The sequence below is a fragment of the Streptomyces olindensis genome, from assembly GCF_040645895.1.
In the GTDB taxonomy this organism is placed as follows: Bacteria; Actinomycetota; Actinomycetes; order Streptomycetales; family Streptomycetaceae; genus Streptomyces; species Streptomyces olindensis.
This window is the reverse complement of sequence record NZ_JBEYZD010000005.1, coordinates 173,661-189,402: the sequence shown is the minus strand read 5'-3', so window position 1 is coordinate 189,402 and position 15,742 is coordinate 173,661. Positions and strand designations below refer to the sequence as shown.

Below are 15,742 nucleotides of genomic sequence, written 5' to 3'. Positions count from 1 at the left end.
TCCACCCGCCCCTTGACAGTGGATGTCCCCGAGGGGAGTGCGACCGGCGGTACCTGTCGCACGTCGTCGAGAGCGGCAAGGGCATCAGCCGGTCCGCTGCAGAGCGAGCTCGACGTCGGCCCCACACGCTGACCCCCGGACATCGATATGCGGCACCTCCCTTGACAACACCTGTGCCACGCCGAAAGCATGTTGCGTATAGCGAGCGTCGTTGTGTTATGCGAGACATTCGCGGAACACCCTCCCGTCAGGAGCCGGCATGAGGAGCACCACCGTCGTCGGAGCGTCGCCGGCGGGCCTGAGCACGGTCCGCGCGCTGCGCGCACAGGGCTACGACGGCGAGATCGTCGTCGTGGGGGAGGAGCGCCACGCTCCCTACGACCGCCCGCCGCTGTCCAAGGACTTCCTCGAGGGAGACGTCGACGCCGAGGCGCTCGCGCTCGGCGAGCGCGCGGCAGGGCTCGACCCCGTCGCCCGCACCGTCACCCTGGCCGGCGGGCGGCACGTGCGTACCGAGGGTGTCGTCGTGGCGACCGGCGTGCCGAAGTTCTTCAACCGCCTGCGCCGCACCCTCGTCCCCGCCGCCCCGGCCGTCGTGTGCTGACCGCCGGTGCCCGCGCCGCCCGCCGCGCCCCCACTCAAGGAGACCGCCGATGACCCTGTTCGACCAGCCCCTGCACCAGCTCGACCCGGAGGTGGCCGCCGCGGTCGACGCCGAGCTGGAGCGCCAGCAGTCGACCCTGGAGATGATCGCCTCGGAGAACTTCGCGCCCGTCGCGGTGCTTCAGGCGCAGGGCTCGGTGCTGACCAACAAGTACGCCGAGGGCTACCCGGGACGCCGCTACTACGGCGGCTGTGAGCACGTCGACGTCACCGAGCAGATCGCCATCGACCGGGTCAAGGAGCTGTTCGGGGCCGAGTACGCCAACGTCCAGCCCCACTCCGGCGCCTCGGCCAACCAGGCGGCGCTGTTCGCGCTGGCCCGGCCCGGCGACACCGTCCTGGGCCTGGATCTCGCCCACGGGGGACACCTCACCCACGGCATGAAGATCAACTTCTCGGGCAGGCAGTTCGACGTCGTCCCGTACCACGTGGACGCCACGACCGGCCTGGTCGACATGGCGGAGCTGGAGCGGCTCGCGAAGGAGCACCGGCCGAAGGTGATCATCGCCGGATGGTCGGCGTACCCGCGGCAGCTGGACTTCGCGGAGTTCCGGCGCATCGCCGACGAGGTAGGGGCGTACCTGTGGGTGGACATGGCGCACTTCGCGGGTCTGGTCGCGGCGGGGCTGCACCCGAACCCGGTGGAGTACGCGGACGTGGTGACGTCCACGACGCACAAGACCCTGGGCGGGCCGCGCGGCGGCATCATCCTGGCGAAGCGGGAGTTCGCGAAGAAGCTGAACTCCTCGGTCTTCCCGGGGTTCCAGGGCGGCCCCCTGGAGCACGTGATCGCGGCCAAGGCGGTCTCCTTCAAGGTCGCGGCCAGCGAGGAGTTCAAGGAGCGTCAGCGCCGTACGGTCGAGGGCGCGAAGATCCTCGCCGAGCGGCTGACCGCGCCCGATGTGCGGGCGGCCGGGGTGAACGTGCTGTCCGGCGGCACCGACGTCCACCTGATCCTGGTCGACCTGCGCGCGTCCGAGCTGGACGGACAGCAGGCCGAGGACCGCCTCCACGAGGTCGGCATCACGGTCAACCGCAACGCCGTCCCCGACGACCCGCGCCCCCCGATGGTCACCTCCGGCCTGCGCATCGGCACCCCGGCCCTGGCCACCCGCGGCTTCACGGCGGCGGACTTCGCCGAGGTCGCCGACGTCATCGCCGAGGCGCTGAAGCCGTCGTACGACGCACAGGCCCTCAAGGCCAGGGTCAAGGCCCTGGCCGACGAGCACCCGCTGTACCCCGGCCTGTAGGCGACAACCTCCCCCAGGGGCGTGCCGTGACAGCTCGTCACGCCCTGCCAATCCCACGGAGTGTGGCGTGGCAATCAGCGTCTTCGACCTGTTCTCCATCGGCATCGGCCCGTCCAGCTCGCACACCGTCGGCCCGATGCGTGCCGCCGGGATGTTCGTCGCCCGGCTGAAGCAGGACGGCCTGCTCGCCCAGACCGCCGCGGTCCGGGCGGAGCTGTTCGGCTCCCTCGGTGCCACCGGCCACGGCCACGGCACCCCGAAGGCGGTCCTGCTCGGCCTGGAGGGCAACGAACCGCACACGGTCGACGTCGCCCGGGCCGACCTGGACGTCGACCGGATCCGTGACACCGGACGCATCCGGCTCCTCGGCGCCGAGATCGGCCCGGCCCACGAGATCGGCTTCGACGCCTCGACCCAACTGGTCCTGCACCGCCGGCGCGCGCTGCCGTACCACGCCAACGGCATGATCCTGTTCGCCTACGACGCCGATGGGGTGCCGCTGCTGGAGAAGACGTACTACTCGGTCGGCGGCGGCTTCGTCGTCGACGAGGACGCGGTCGGCGCGGACCGCGTCAGACCCGACGACACGGTGCTGCCCCACGCGTTCCGCACCGGCGACGAACTGCTGCGCCTGACGAAGGAGACCGGTCTGTCGATCTCCGCGTTGATGCTGGAGAACGAGAAGGCGTGGCGCACCGAGGAGGAGATCCGCGCGGGCCTGCTGGAGATCTGGCGGGTCATGGAGTCCTGCGTCGCGCGCGGACTGGGCCGCGAGGGCATCCTCCCCGGCGGTCTGAAGGTCCGTCGCCGGGCCGCGGCGGCGGCCCGGGCGCTGCGCAGCGAGGGCAACGCGGCGGGCCGCGCGCTGGAGTGGGTGACCCTCTACGCGATGGCGGTGAACGAGGAGAACGCCGCCGGCGGCCGGGTCGTCACCGCACCGACGAACGGCGCGGCGGGCATCATCCCGGCCGTGCTGCGCCACTACCTCGACTTCGTGCCCGGCGCCGACGAGGACGGCATCGTCCGCTTCCTGCTCGCGGCCGGCGCCATCGGCATGCTCTTCAAGGAGAACGCGTCCATCTCCGGCGCCGAGGTCGGCTGCCAGGGCGAGGTCGGCTCCGCCTGCTCGATGGCCGCCGGCGGTCTCGCCGAGGTCCTCGGCGGCAGCCCCGAACAGGTGGAGAACGCCGCGGAGATCGGCATGGAACACAACCTGGGCCTGACCTGCGACCCGGTCGGCGGCCTCGTCCAGATCCCCTGCATCGAACGCAACGGCATGGCCGCGGTCAAGGCCGTCACCGCCGCCCGGATGGCGCTGCGCGGCGACGGCCGCCACCACGTCTCCCTCGACAAGGTCATCAAGACCATGAAGGAGACCGGCGCCGACATGAAGGTCAAGTACAAGGAGACCGCCCGCGGCGGCCTGGCCGTCAACGTCATCGAGTGCTGAGCGGGGAAGCCACACGCCATGGGACGAGTCACCGAGCGCCGGCGCGTGCTGCGGATCCGGGACGGTGCGCTGAGCACGCGCCCGGACACGCTGGTCGCCGAGGAGCCCCTGGAGATCCGGCTGGGCGGCAGGCCGCTGGCCGTCACCATGCGCACGCCCGGGGACGACTTCGCGCTCGCGGCCGGGTTCCTGGTGAGCGAGGGTGTCCTGGGCCGGGCCGAGGAGGTGGCGAACATCGTGTACTGCGCGGGCGCCACGGAGGACGGCACGAACACGTACAACGTCGTCGACGTTCAGCTCGCTCCGGGCGTGCCGATCCCCGACATCACGCTCGAACGGAACGCGTACACCACGTCGTCGTGCGGCCTGCGTCCTACCTCGAGTCCTTCGGCCTGGTCGCCCTCGAGGCGCAGGCCTGCGGCACGCCGGTCATCGCCGCCGATCCGGTCATCCTCGGCCGCATGAGCGAGGCAGCGGCGTGGCGTGCCCGGTCCTTCGGCCGGGCTGCGGCCGCGGCTGCGACCGCGGACGTGTGCACGGCGGCCCTGCGCGCGAGCGGGCCCCTGGCGGTGCCGGCCCCCACAGCCTGACGCAACGGCGTTGGCTGCTACTGCCAGACGTACTCACAGCAGTGGTACACACCCGAGTCGTCCCAAGACTCTCCGCTCGTTGTACCGCGCCACATGCCGCACAGTGGTTGCCGTACCGCACCGCTGGGCCGCCTCGTCGGCCGCGGAGGCGGGTCGTGGCGAGAGACGCCGGTCCGACCGGCGCCGCCGGCGCACGGCAGACCGGGCCACCCCGGTGGGACTGCCCACTCGCAGCGGTCGCCCAGCCGCCGCCACGGAATCCGCCGCCCGAGTCCGTCTTCCGCCGTCCGCCCTCCGCCCTCCGCCTTCCGTCGTCCGTCCTCCGTCGTCCGAGAGAGTGGTCATGGTCACCGAACCCCCCGAGTCAGCAGTCGTTCCACCCGAGGGATCTCCCGAGGGGTCTTCCGAGGCATCTCGGTCCGACCCTTCCCGGCGGACGGTCATCGCCGCCACCACCGCCGTCGGCGGCGCGGTCGTCGCGGGTGGTCTCACAGCGGGGCCGTCCGTGTTCGGTGCCGAGCCCGCGGACGCCGCCCAGGCGCCGCCCCGCAGCCGCGTCTCCCTGACCGTCAACGGCGAGCGCCGCACCGTCACGGTCGACAACCGGACCTCGCTGCTGGACCTGCTGCGTGAACACCTCGGCCTGACGGGCTCGAAGAAGGGCTGCAACGCCGGTGCCTGCGGCGCGTGCACCGTTCTGGTCGACGGCCGCCGGGTCAACTCCTGCCTGACGCTGGCGGTCCGGCTGGACGGCGCCGAGGTCACCACCATCGAGGGCCTGTCGAAGGGGGAGCGGCTGCACCCGCTGCAGCAGGCGTTCATCGACCACGACGCCTTCCAGTGCGGCTACTGCACCTCCGGCCAGATCATGTCCGGCGTCGGCTGCATCGACGAGGGGCACACGGGCTCACCGGAGGAGATCCGGGAGTTCATGAGCGGCAACATCTGCCGCTGCGGTGCCTACGTGAACATCGTGCGGGCGGTCGAGCAGGCCGCCGGCCGGAAGTGAGGACCGATGCATCCCTTCTCCTTCACGAAGGCCGCCACCACCCGTGAGGCCCTCGACGCGGGCCGCGACGGCGGCCGGTACATCGCCGGCGGCACCACGCTGGTCGACCTGATGCGCGAGACCGTCGAACGCCCCCGCACCCTGGTCGACATCAGCGCCCTGCCCCTGCGCGAGATCGTGGTCACCCGGCGCGGAGGCCTGCGCATCGGTGCCCTGGTGCGGATGTCGGAGGCCGCCGCCCACCGAGGCGTGCGCGCCCTGTACCCGGTGATCTCGCAGGCGCTGGAGCTGAGCGCGTCGGCGCAGCTGCGCAACATGGCCACCATCGGCGGCAACATCATGCAGCGCACCCGCTGCACGTACTTCCGCGATGTGTCGGCCGCCTGCAACAAGCGTGCGCCGGGCTCGGGTTGCGCGGCGCGCGACGGTGTCAACCGCACCCACGCCATCCTCGGCACCTCCGACGACTGCGTGGCCACCCACCCCTCCGACGTCGCCGTGGCCTTCGCCGCACTGGAGGCGACCGTGCACCTGCTGGGCCCGGCCGGCGAACGCACCGTGCCCTTCGCCGACTTCCTGCTCGAGCCGGGCAGCACACCCGACCGCGAACACGCCCTGCGCCAGGGCGAGTTGATCACCGCAGTCGAGATACCGGCGCTGCCGCGCCCGCTCAGGTCGGGCTATCTGAAGGTGCGCGACCGGCAGTCCTACGAGTTCGCGCTCACCTCGGCTGCGGTCGCCCTGCACATCAGCGGCGGGCTGATCCGCGAGGCGAGGGCGGCCGCCGGGGGCGTGGGCACCGTGCCCTGGAAGCTGCACGCCGTCGAGCGGCAGCTGATCGGGCGACGGCCGTCGAACGCCCTGTGGGCCGAGGCCGCCGAACGGGCGGCGGACGGGGCCCGCCCCCTCCACCACAACCGCTTCAAAGTCGAGTTGCTCAAACGGACCGTCGAGCGCCAACTGCGCGTCGTAGGAGGTGGCAAGTGAGCCCGCAGCCGCAGGCAGCCGTCGGAGCGCCGCTGTCCCGGGTGGACGGACGGCTGAAGGTGACCGGCCAGGCCAAGTACGCCGCCGACCACGACATCGATGGCGCCGTGCACGCCGTAGTCGTCGACAGCACCATCGCCCGAGGCCGCATCACCGGCATCGACAGCCGCGCCGCCGATGCCCAGCCCGGCGTCCTGGGCGTCATCAGCCACCTCGACAGGCCCAGGCTGGCCTACCGTGAGAACCGGGTCAGCAACGCCTTCCCGGGGGAGCGGCTGCACGTCTTCCAGGACGACACGGTGCGGTTCTTCGGCCAGCCGGTCGCCGTCGTCCTGGCCACCACGCTGGAGGCCGCGCAGCACGCCGCGAGCCTGGTCAAGGTCTCCTACGCCGCCGAGAAGCCGTCGACCGACCTCACCCGCGGCCCGGCCCAGGAGGGTCCCGCGCCCTTCGCGCGGCCCTACGCCCGGGGCAACGCCCAGGAAGCGCTGGACGCCGCGGACGTCCGGCTGGAGATGACGTACCGGCTCTCCCGCAACCACCACAATCCGATGGAGCCGCACGCCACCGTCGCCCGCTGGGACGGCGACCGGCTCACCGTGTGGGACAAGACCCAGTGGGTGATCGGCACGCAGAACGAACTGGCGGCCGTGTTCGGCATCCCGCTGCAGAACGTGCGTGTCCTCTCGCCGTTCATCGGCGGGGCGTTCGGCAGCGCCCTCAGGGCCTGGCCGCACGTCACCATCGCGGCGCTCGCCGCACGCGAGATCGGCCGCCCGGTGAAACTCGCGCTGACCCGCAGGCAGATGTACTTCACCGTGGGCTACCGGCCCGCCTACGAGTACCAGCTGCGCCTGGGCAGCACCCGGCGCGGGCGGCTGACCGCGATGACCCACGAGTTGAAGTACGAGACCTCACGCTACGAGCAGTTCTGGGAGGCCAACCTGGCGCTCGGCCAGATGCTCTACGCGGTGCCCAACGTCAGCCAGAACCCCCGGATCGTGCCGCTCGACGTCAGCACCCCGCTGTGGATGCGCGGCCCCGGCTACGGCAGCGCCGCCTTCGTCATCGAGACCGCCATGGACGAACTCGCCCACAAGCTCGGCATCGACCCGATCGAGCTGCGGCTGCGCAACGAACCGGGTGAGGACCCGTCGACCCGGCAGCCCTTCTCCACCCGGCGGCTGCGTGAGTGCTTCCGCGTCGGCGCCCGCGCCTTCGGCTGGCACCGGCGCGATCCCCGGCCGCGCTCCCGGCGGGACGGCGACTGGCTCATCGGCACCGGCGTGGCCACCGGCTGCTACGACGTCTTCCGCGGGCAGGCCCAGGCCCACGCCCGGCTCGACGCGGACGGCACCGCGGTCGTCCGGTCCGCGACCCACGACACCGGCACGGGCACCTACACCTCCATGTCCCAGGTCGCCGCCGACGCCCTCGGCCTGGCGGTACGCCACGTCACCTTCCGGCTCGGCGACTCCGCGATGCCGCCGGCCCCGGCGCAGGGCGCCTCGCAGACCATGCTCAGCGTCGGGTCCGCCGTGCAGGACACCTGCGACAAGCTGCGGCAGCAGGCCATCACGCTCGCGGTCGAGGACGAACGCTCACCGCTGCACGGCGTCGACGCCGACGACGTCGTGGTCCGCGGCGGCCGGCTGCACGTGCGGGGCGACTCCACGCGCGGGGAGACCTACCGGCAGCTCCTGGCCCGCAACAACCGCACCCACCTGGAGGCGCGCGGGTCGTACACCCCGGAGGAGGAGAGCCGGTTCTCGATGTACGGCTACGCCGCGATGTTCGCCGAGGTGGCCGTCGACGCCCGGCTCGGTCTTGTCCGGGTGCGGCGGATGCTCGGCGTGTACGACGCCGGCCGGATCATCAGCCCCAAGCTCGCCGAGAGCCAGGCCGTCGGCGGCATGGTGGGCGGCATCGGCGCGGCCCTGCTGGAGCACACGGTCACCGACCACCGCGACGGCCGGATCGTCAACGCCAACCTCGCCGACTACCTCGTGCCCGTCAACGCCGACGTCCCCGACCTCAAGGCCGTCTACCTCGACGGGGAGGACTACAAGGCCGGCCCCATCGGCGTGAAGAGTCTCGGCGAGCTCGTGCAGATCGGGGTGGCACCCGCCCTCGCCAACGCGGTCTTCCACGCCACGGGACGCCGCGTCCGTGAACTGCCCATCACCGCCGAAGCCCTGCTCTGAACCCGGGGCGGCACCGGGCCCCTCCGCCATCCGGCCGGGGCCCTGAGATCCGCCCCCCTCATCGGCCCGCCGCCGCGCCCCACCATCCCCCCATGCCGGCGCGGCGGCGGCTCCCCACACCGCCCCAGGAGAGCCCCTCATGCTGAACATCGCGGACACGCTGTACCGCTGGTGCCGCGAGGCCCGTCCCTTCGCCCTCGCCACCGTCATCCGGGTCAGCGGCAGCGCACCCCTGCCCCCCGGCACCGCCCTGGCCGTGGACACCGACGGCAACGCGGTCGGCAGCATCTCCGGAGGGTGCGTGGAAGGCGCCGTCTACGAGCTGTGCACGCAGGTCCTGGAGTCGGGCGAACCCCCGATACGGGCCTCGTTCGGCTACTCCGACGACGACGCCTTCGCCGTGGGCCTGACCTGCGGCGGCGAACTGGAGGTACTGGTCCAGCGGATCGACCCCGCCGACCATCCCCACCTGGCCTCCACCCTGGAACAGGCGTCGGCCGGTGTCCCCGTCGCCGTGGCGCAGGTGATCGACGGGCCGCGGCGCTTCCTCGGCCGCACCCTGTCCGTCGTCGGGAGCGGCAGCGCGTACGACGGGACACTGGGCGACCGGCGGGCGGACCGGGCGGCGGCCACCCAGGTCCGCGCTCTGCTGCGGGCGGGCCGGACCGCCCGCGTCGAGGTGGGCGGGGACGCCGACACCAGTCCGGAGAAGCTGACGCTCCTGGTCCACACCCGCGCGGCGCCGCCCCGCATGCTGATCTTCGGCGCCGTCGACTTCGCCGCCGCCCTCAGCCAGGCAGGGCGCTTCCTCGGCTACCGGGTCACCGTCTGCGACGCCCGCCCCGTCTTCGCCACCCACGAGCGCTTCCCGTGCGCGGACGAGGTCGTCGCCGACTGGCCGCACCGCTACCTGGAGGGCGCCGAGGTCGACGCCCGCACCGCGATCTGCGTCCTCACCCACGACGCCAAGTTCGACATCCCCCTGCTCCGCCTGGCCCTCGACCTCCCGGTCGGCTACATCGGCGCGATGGGGTCCCGCCGCACCCACGAACACCGACGGGAACGTCTGCGTGAGGCAGGCGTGCCCGAGGAGCACCTCGCGCGCCTGCGCTCACCGATCGGACTCGACCTCGGCGCCCACACGCCCGAGGAGACGGCGATCTCGATCACCGCCGAGATCATCGCCCACACCCACGGCGGCACCGGCCTGCCCCTGTCCCGTGTCGACGGCCCCCTCCACGGTTCCCTTCCCGTGGACCGGGCGTCGTCACCGGCCGCGCTCCTGGCCGCATGAGGCCGCGGGGTCAGCCGAGCGGCTCCATCTCCCAACTGGCCAGCATCCGCAGGGCCTCCTCCGACCGGGAACCCGGTTCGGCGTGATAGGTGACCAGCCGCATGGGCGCGCCGCCGGGCAGTGCCATCGGTTCGTGGACGAGGTCGAACTCTCCCACCAGGGGGTGCCGCATCCGCACCGTCTCGCCGGCGGACCCGCAGCTCACTTCATGCCGGGCCCACAGCCGCCGGAACTCCTCGCTCTGCTGCGACAACTCCTCGATCAGCGACGAGAAGTGCGGGTCCCCGGGGCTCTTGCCGGCGTTCATGCGCACCACGCCGGCGATCCTCTCCGTCGTGCTATCCGGATCGGCGAACCTCTCGCGCGCCTCGGGCGAGAGGAAGGCCAGACGGGCCACGTTGCGCTCCTCGGGCCGCAGGCGGCCCCAGTCTCCGAAGACGACGGTGGCGAGCCGGTTCCATCCCAGGATGTTCAGGCGCCGGTCGACGACGTAGGCGGGCACGCCGAGCGCGTCGAGCAGATGCCGGACGCTGGGCCGCAGCGGCTGCGACGGGGGCACGGCCTGCGTCGCGCTCTGCCGCTCGGGCTGCGCCAGCCGGACCAGATGCTCCCGCTCCTCCCCGTTCAGGCGCAGGGCCCGGGCGACGGCGTCCAGCACCTCGGCCGACATGGTCTCGCCGTAGCCCTGTTCCAGGCGCGCGTAGTACGCGTACGACACCCCCGCGAGCTGCGCCAACTCCTCGCGCCGCAGTCCGGGAACGCGCCGCCGCCCGTGCGAGGGCAGCCCGACCTCTTCGGGCTTGAGCCGGGCCCTGCGAGACCGCAGGAACTCCTTCAACTCGGTACGCCGGTCGAGTCCGGACGTGCCTTCGTCACCGGCCGCCACATGTGAAGACATCCCTGTCCTCCCCTTGTCGAACGTCCCTCGCCGGGGGTGCGGAACAGCGTACAGCAACGAATCCGTGAATCATCTTGAGACTGAGTCTCAAGAGGGGGTGGCCGTCCACGGCGAGGCGATCCTTCCCAGCAGGTCCGCGAGCAGATGGAGACCCAACGGGCCCAGGGCGCCGGTCACATCGTGCAGATCTCCAGCGTCGGCGGCGTCACCGCCTTCCCCAACCTCGGCGTCCACCTGGGAGGAATGCGCCGACGTCTCCGCCGAGGCCCAGGGCGGCGCCGCGTGACCCTCGAGTCGCTCACGACGACCGGGAGTGAGGACTGATACTCGGTATCAAAGTGAGCCGTTGTTGTACGCTGCCGATATGAGTGAGACGCCCCGTACCGCCGCCGCCCGGTCCGCAGGCAAGCCGCCCGGCTTGCGCGAGCGCGTGCGTGCGACGGTCCGGGCGGAGGTGGTGGAGGTGGCGCACCGGCTCTTCACCGAGCAGGGGTTCGACCGGACGACCGTCGACCAGATCGCCGCCGAGGTGGGCCTGTCGCGCGCCAGCCTGTTCCGGTACTTCGGGACCAAGGAGGACATCGTCCTCGGGCGCCTGGAGGAGTCCGGCCACCGGATCGCGGCGGAGCTCGCCTCCCGCCCCGACGACGAGCGGCCCTGGGAGGCACTGCGCCGGTCCTTCGACGCCCTCACGCGGATGAACGAGGCGGCGCCGCCCGAGCAGGTACTCGGCTATCTGCGCATGCTCCAGGAAACCCCGTCCCTGCGCGCCCGGCACTACGAGAAGCAACTGGGCTGGCAGGAACTGCTGGTGCCGGAGGTCGCCCGCCGCCTGGGCGTGAGTGCTGACCGGCCCGACGACCCCAGGGCGAGTGCGCTGGCCGCCGCCGCCCTCGCCTGCCTGGACGTGGCCTCCCAGGGATGGGTGGCCTGCGACGGCGCGGTCCCGCTGGCCGAGTTGCTCGACCGGGCCATGGGCGCGTTGGAGAAGTAGCCCGGCCCGCCGCCGCGTCGCGGGCGCTTCCACCTCACCGTCACCGGGTACATCCGCACCGGGCGCTGTCACGCGCGCCGTTCGGCGAACCGGACCCGGCGGACGAGGACCTCCCCCGACTCGGCCCACACACCGACCAGGCGCCCGGTGAAGCCGCCCGCCACTTCGGTGGACAGATAGCGTCCGTCCAGGCGGGCGAGGACATCCGTGCCGTGTCCGTCACCGATGCCCAGCTCGATGTCGTCCGGTCCGTTCCACGTGGGCTCCGCGGAGCGGACGCGGAGGGTGACAGGGGAGTCGGGCAGCGGGCGGGAGCCCAGAACCGACCGGACCTGTCCGATCCGTGCGACGGCGGTTGCCGCGCCGCCGGCGACGTGCAGGCCGTACCAGTGGGCACCGTCGAGCCGTAGGGCGACGGTGCACGCACCCTCGCCCGGATCGACGACGAAGTCGGCCTCCCAGTGGTCACCGCCGACCCGCGTGAACAGTCCTGAGGGCTCGCCGGTCTCGCTCGAGGCGTGACCCACGACCACCCCTTCCGGCGCGCCGTGCACGAACCGGTCGGGACGCTGCCCCGGTGAGACCCACCGGGGATCCAGCCCGGGCGCGGAGAAGTCGTCCTCGAAGTCCCGCTGTCCGGCGGGGATGCGGCCTCTCGCCGGTTCGAACCGCGGCCAGTCGTCCACCCAGGAGACGTCGGCGAGGAACGTCTCACGGCCGTTGACGTGGAAGCGTGGGCTGCGTCCTCGTGGCCGCGTGCCGAGATACACCGCTGCCCACGTCCCGTCGGGACGCTCCACCAGATCGGCATGACCGACGTTCTGGACGGGATGAGCCGTGCTGCGGTGGGTGAAGACCGGATTGTGCGCGGCGGCCTCGAAAGGCCCCCGGGGGCTCCGGGAGCGCGCCACCGACACCACGTGACCCCGGTCGGTGCCGCCTTCGGCGATGACCAGGTACCACCAGTCGCCGCGCCGGTAGAGGTGCGGCCCCCTCGGAATGGGCCAGGCCGGTGCCGTGCCAGATCCACCGCGGCTGCTCGAGGAACGACCCCCGCTCCGGATCGACGGCGACCTGCCTGATGCCGATCTCGGTCTCCGACCACGAGCAGTACGTGACCAGGCACGTTCCCTCCTCGTCCCAGGTCAGGTCCGGGTCGATGCCGTCGAGTCCGGTGAGGCACACCGGCGCGGACCACGGCCCGGCCGGGTCGCTCGCGTGGTAGAGCCGATGGCCGCCGCGAGCGTCGTCGATGTTCGTGGTGATCAGCCAGAACCGGCCCCCGTGGTGGCGCAGCGTCGGGGCGTAGATGCCGCGGCTCGACGGCGAACGGCCCGCGGGGAACTGCTCGTCCCTCGTCAGGGCATTGCCGATCTGACGCCAGGAGAGCAGGTCCCTCGAATGCCAGACCGGAACGCCGGGGCTGTACTCGAACGACGAATTCGCCAGGAAGTACTCCTCGCCGACCCGGCACACCGAAGGATCGGGGTACATCCCGGACAGGATCGGGGCGGTCGCCGCGTCGGCGTACCCACCGACTTCCGGCCGTGGCGAACTCATGGGGCACCACCTCCCGGTGCACCGGTCCGGTGCGCCGCCGCGTAGGCGCGCAGGTAACCGCACATGCCCAGGGTCTGCCGTGGCGGTCGGGCGATGCGTGAGACGTCCGCGTCGAACAGGTGGGTGAAGTCGCCGCTCCTCAGCGCACCGATGTGTCGTAGTGCCGCCTGCGCGGCCGCCAGCGCACCGTCGGTGACCGTCTTCTCCCAGGTGTCCAGGTGGGGCTGGACGAGCCGCACCGCTGCCGCGCAGAAGTCCTCGTAGGCCGAGCGGTTTCCTCGCCGCCACTGCCTCTTCAGTTCGGTGAAGCCCGCGAGGGCCAGATCCCTGCGGGCCCGCGCGCGCTCGGGGCTGGGGTTGCCCTCGGCGTCGAGGAGCGAGGCCGCGTCCGGGTAGGTGTCGGGGGAGAGGTGCTCGGGCGGGAACGTCATCACCGCGTCGCCTGCCTCGGGAAGGCCGCTGTTCTGCATGACGACGATCACGCGCAGGTCCTCGTCGTTGACGGCTCGGTGGATCGTGCCGGGGGTGAACCAGACGACGTCTCCGGGGTGCAGCTCGGTCGTCATGAGTCCCTGGTGGCCGAGGGTCTCCAGCCGGCCGCGGCCACTGACGACGACGTAGCACTCCGCGCAGGCGAGGTGCATGTGGGGCGAGCCGCCGTGTTCGTCGTCCGCCGTGGGCCAGGGGTACACCTCGAGCCGGCTGAGCCCCACGGCTCCGGGAAAGCCGGGGAGGGCGGTCACAGCGCGAACCTCCGCGCGATCGGTTCGAGTTCGTGGCGATCCACCCTGCGGTCGAGGAACACGAAGCGGTGGGTCAGGTGCAGGCTCTCACCGGGTTCCAGCTCGATCTCCGTGTCGAAGGCGGGCGAGGGGTTGAGGCAGGCGAAGGCACTGCTGCGGGCGAACCACGTCAGCGGGGCGGCACCGCTGGTGGTACCGGCGCAGGCGAGGACCGTCGCGCCGCCGTCGATCTCGTCGTGCTCGCCGGTGATGGCCGCCCAGGCGCCCCGGGTACCCATGACGGCGTCGCCTTCGTGGCCCCCGTCGGCGATGACGTCCGCACCCGTCCAGGCCCGGGGCCCGCGCCAGAACAGTCCGGTGTAGCCGGCGTCGGGGCGCCCGTGCGTGGTGGGACTGCCCATCCGCAGGGGCTCGTGGTGGACGTTGGTCAGGGCGGCGGTGAAGTCCAGTGCCCAGACGCCCTCGGCGGTATCGGCGCTGTGGAAGCGCAGGGTGCGGCTCTCGTCGATCCACGTCTCGCCGCTGGAGGCGATCCAGTCCAGCCCCTGGACGACCGACACCTCGTTGTCGCCGGCGTCCTGCCGGTCGAAGGCGCGGTGCACCTGCCGGCCGTGGTTCTCCCGCCAGACGTAGCCGTGTCCGGGCGCACCCTGCTGGAAGGTGGGCCCGCCCCAGAAGTTGTCGCCGGACAGGTGGGACCAGGTCATCTGCAGGCCCTTGTGCCAGCGGTGGTCCCAGGGCCGGTAGACGCCCACGGAGGCGCCGGACAGTGTTTTCAGTGGGTAGACGTAGGGCTTGGGGGATTCTTCGAGCGGGGTGTCCGGCCGGTAGACGTACGTGGCGAGGTCCGTGCCCGCGGCCGACACCACGAACTGCGTTCCGGCGTCGTCGTGTTCGAGGCGGAAGGGGGTCTCAGACACCGGTCTTCTCCTTGACGGCGTTGTCCCGGGCGGCGACGGGGCGGCCGCTCATGGAGTGGTAGAAGGGGCTGGCCGGGGTGATCATGTCCGGAGTGACGGGGCGTCCGGTCCGCGCCGACTCGTACAGGGCGGCGATGAGGGCCAGGACGCGGCGGCCGTCGTCGCCGCCGGCCTCGGGCCGTTCCCCGGCACGCAGCGACCGCAGCAGCGCGCGCAACTGCGCGGCGTGCGAACTGGGCTCGTCGTCGAGGGGTGCCCCCAGCTCCGCCGGCGTGGCATCGGCCCGGTGGGGTGCGGGAGTCCAGGTCCAGTGGGAGTTGTCGTAGCCGTACAGGTGGGACAGCTCGACCGTGGCCTCGGGGAAGTCGAAGCGCAGGTAGCTGGTCTCGCGGGGGGAGAGGAGGCTGTTGACCATGGACACCATGGCGCCACCGGCGAAGCGGACCATCGCCATGGAGACGTCCTCGGTCTCCACGTCACGGGCCAACGTCCCCATGGCGGCGCGCACTTCGGTCCATTCCCCCATCAGGGACAGCATGAGGTCCATCTGGTGGATGCCGTGTCCCATGGTGGGGCCGCCGCCCTCGGTCTCCCACCTGCCGCGCCACGGGACCTCGAAGTAGGCGTCGTCCCGGTACCACAGGGTGTGGCAGACGCCCACCAGGGGAGCGCCGAGCCTGCCGGTCCGGATGTGCTCCCGCAGAGCCCGGGCGGCGGACCCGAACCGGTGCTGGAAGACGTAGGAGACGTACGGGCCGCCCTCGCGCTCGTGGGCGGCGACCGCGTCGTACTCGGCGACCGAGAGGGTGGGAGGCTTCTCGCACCACACCGACACCCCGGCGTCGAGACAGGCGGTGATGGCCTCGCCGTGGGCGAGAGGGGGCGTGCAGACGATGGCCAGGTCCGGGTGCTGCTCCTGGAGCATCCGGTCGAGGCTGTCGTAGGCGGCGGGAATGCCCCAGCGGGCGGCGAAGGCCTCGGCACGCTCCAGATCGACGTCGACGACGGCGACGGCGGCTGCCGCGCCCCGCTGGGCCTGGACGGCGGGCATGTGACAGCCGTCGGCGATGTTTCCCGCACCGACGATCGCCACCCGCGAGGGCTGGCTGTACTCAGTCATGGGGCTCTTTCGTGGAATCGGTTCGCTCTGCTCAGCCCACGGCGTGCACGCGTGGCCGTG

The 15,742-nt window shown here is 72.2% G+C and carries 13 protein-coding genes and 3 pseudogenes; 10 read left to right on the top strand and 6 right to left on the bottom strand.

All coding sequences use genetic code 11. The annotated features are described in order from the left end of the window. Nucleotides 1-259: 259 nt before the first annotated feature. The 9 genes and pseudogenes from ABZ948_RS04830 to ABZ948_RS04790 all read left to right on the top strand — a co-directional run. Nucleotides 260-538 (top strand): annotated as a pseudogene (locus ABZ948_RS04830) (FAD-dependent oxidoreductase); the annotation flags it as partial. A 115-nt stretch (nt 539-653) separates the two neighbouring features. Then, nucleotides 654-1,913, top strand: coding sequence for a serine hydroxymethyltransferase (glyA, locus tag ABZ948_RS04825; RefSeq protein WP_359757286.1), 1,260 nt, complete (start codon nt 654-656; stop codon nt 1,911-1,913). Between the two features lie 67 nt (nt 1,914-1,980). After that, nucleotides 1,981-3,363, top strand: coding sequence for an L-serine ammonia-lyase (locus tag ABZ948_RS04820; protein WP_359757284.1), 1,383 nt, complete (start codon nt 1,981-1,983; stop codon nt 3,361-3,363). Between the two features lie 18 nt (nt 3,364-3,381). Next, nucleotides 3,382-3,810: pseudogene (locus ABZ948_RS04815) on the top strand (formate dehydrogenase accessory sulfurtransferase FdhD); the annotation flags it as partial. Continuing rightward, entirely contained in the window at nt 3,723-3,953 is a 231-nt protein-coding gene (locus tag ABZ948_RS40905) for a glycosyltransferase (RefSeq protein WP_435857458.1), read from the top strand. The pseudogene ABZ948_RS04815 and the gene ABZ948_RS40905, both read left to right, overlap by 88 nt. A gap of 343 nt (nt 3,954-4,296) precedes the next feature. Beyond that, entirely contained in the window at nt 4,297-4,962 is a 666-nt protein-coding gene (locus ABZ948_RS04805; protein ID WP_359757283.1) for a (2Fe-2S)-binding protein, read from the top strand. Nucleotides 4,963-4,968: 6 nt separating this feature from the next. Beyond that, nucleotides 4,969-5,949: an FAD binding domain-containing protein gene (locus ABZ948_RS04800; protein WP_359757282.1), complete on the top strand. Its 981-nt coding sequence runs from the start codon at nt 4,969-4,971 to the stop codon at nt 5,947-5,949. Then, a complete protein-coding gene (locus tag ABZ948_RS04795) occupies nt 5,946-8,153 on the top strand; it encodes a xanthine dehydrogenase family protein molybdopterin-binding subunit (RefSeq protein WP_359757280.1) in 2,208 nt (735 codons plus the stop codon). Before ABZ948_RS04800 ends, ABZ948_RS04795 begins: the two co-directional genes overlap by 4 nt. A 139-nt stretch (nt 8,154-8,292) precedes the next feature. Continuing rightward, on the top strand, nt 8,293-9,447 hold the full coding sequence (locus ABZ948_RS04790; RefSeq protein ID WP_359757279.1) for an XdhC family protein: 1,155 nt from the start codon (nt 8,293-8,295) through the stop codon (nt 9,445-9,447). Between the two features lie 10 nt (nt 9,448-9,457). On the opposite strand, the gene ABZ948_RS04785 is transcribed toward ABZ948_RS04790, so the two are convergent. Continuing rightward, a complete protein-coding gene (locus ABZ948_RS04785) occupies nt 9,458-10,345 on the bottom strand; it encodes a helix-turn-helix domain-containing protein (protein WP_359757277.1) in 888 nt (295 codons plus the stop codon). 364 nt (nt 10,346-10,709) lie between these two features. On the opposite strand from ABZ948_RS04785, the gene ABZ948_RS04780 reads away from it, so the two are divergent. Then, complete coding sequence (locus tag ABZ948_RS04780) at nt 10,710-11,339, top strand: TetR family transcriptional regulator (protein ID WP_359757275.1); 630 nt, start codon at nt 10,710-10,712, stop codon at nt 11,337-11,339. A gap of 68 nt (nt 11,340-11,407) precedes the next feature. Here ABZ948_RS04780 and ABZ948_RS04775 read toward each other — a convergent pair whose 3' ends face one another. The 5 genes and pseudogenes from ABZ948_RS04775 to ABZ948_RS04755 all read right to left on the bottom strand — a co-directional run bounded on the left by ABZ948_RS04775 (nt 11,408) and on the right by ABZ948_RS04755 (nt 15,682). Further along, nucleotides 11,408-12,295 carry a family 43 glycosylhydrolase gene (locus ABZ948_RS04775; RefSeq protein ID WP_359757328.1) on the bottom strand — a complete coding sequence of 296 codons (888 nt, stop codon included), beginning with the start codon at nt 12,293-12,295 and terminating at the stop codon, nt 11,408-11,410. Between the two features lie 121 nt (nt 12,296-12,416). Beyond that, nucleotides 12,417-12,833, bottom strand: a pseudogene (locus ABZ948_RS04770) (family 43 glycosylhydrolase); the annotation flags it as partial. 62 nt (nt 12,834-12,895) lie between these two features. Further along, nucleotides 12,896-13,642, bottom strand: a complete 747-nt coding sequence (locus ABZ948_RS04765; protein ID WP_359757273.1) for a cupin domain-containing protein — start codon at nt 13,640-13,642, stop codon at nt 12,896-12,898. Next, nucleotides 13,639-14,562, bottom strand: a complete 924-nt coding sequence (locus tag ABZ948_RS04760; protein WP_359757271.1) for a DUF6807 domain-containing protein — start codon at nt 14,560-14,562, stop codon at nt 13,639-13,641. Before ABZ948_RS04760 ends, ABZ948_RS04765 begins: the two co-directional genes overlap by 4 nt. Next, nucleotides 14,555-15,682, bottom strand: coding sequence for a Gfo/Idh/MocA family protein (locus ABZ948_RS04755; RefSeq protein ID WP_359757269.1), 1,128 nt, complete (start codon nt 15,680-15,682; stop codon nt 14,555-14,557). Before ABZ948_RS04755 ends, ABZ948_RS04760 begins: the two co-directional genes overlap by 8 nt. Between the last annotated feature and the right edge of the window lie 60 nt (nt 15,683-15,742).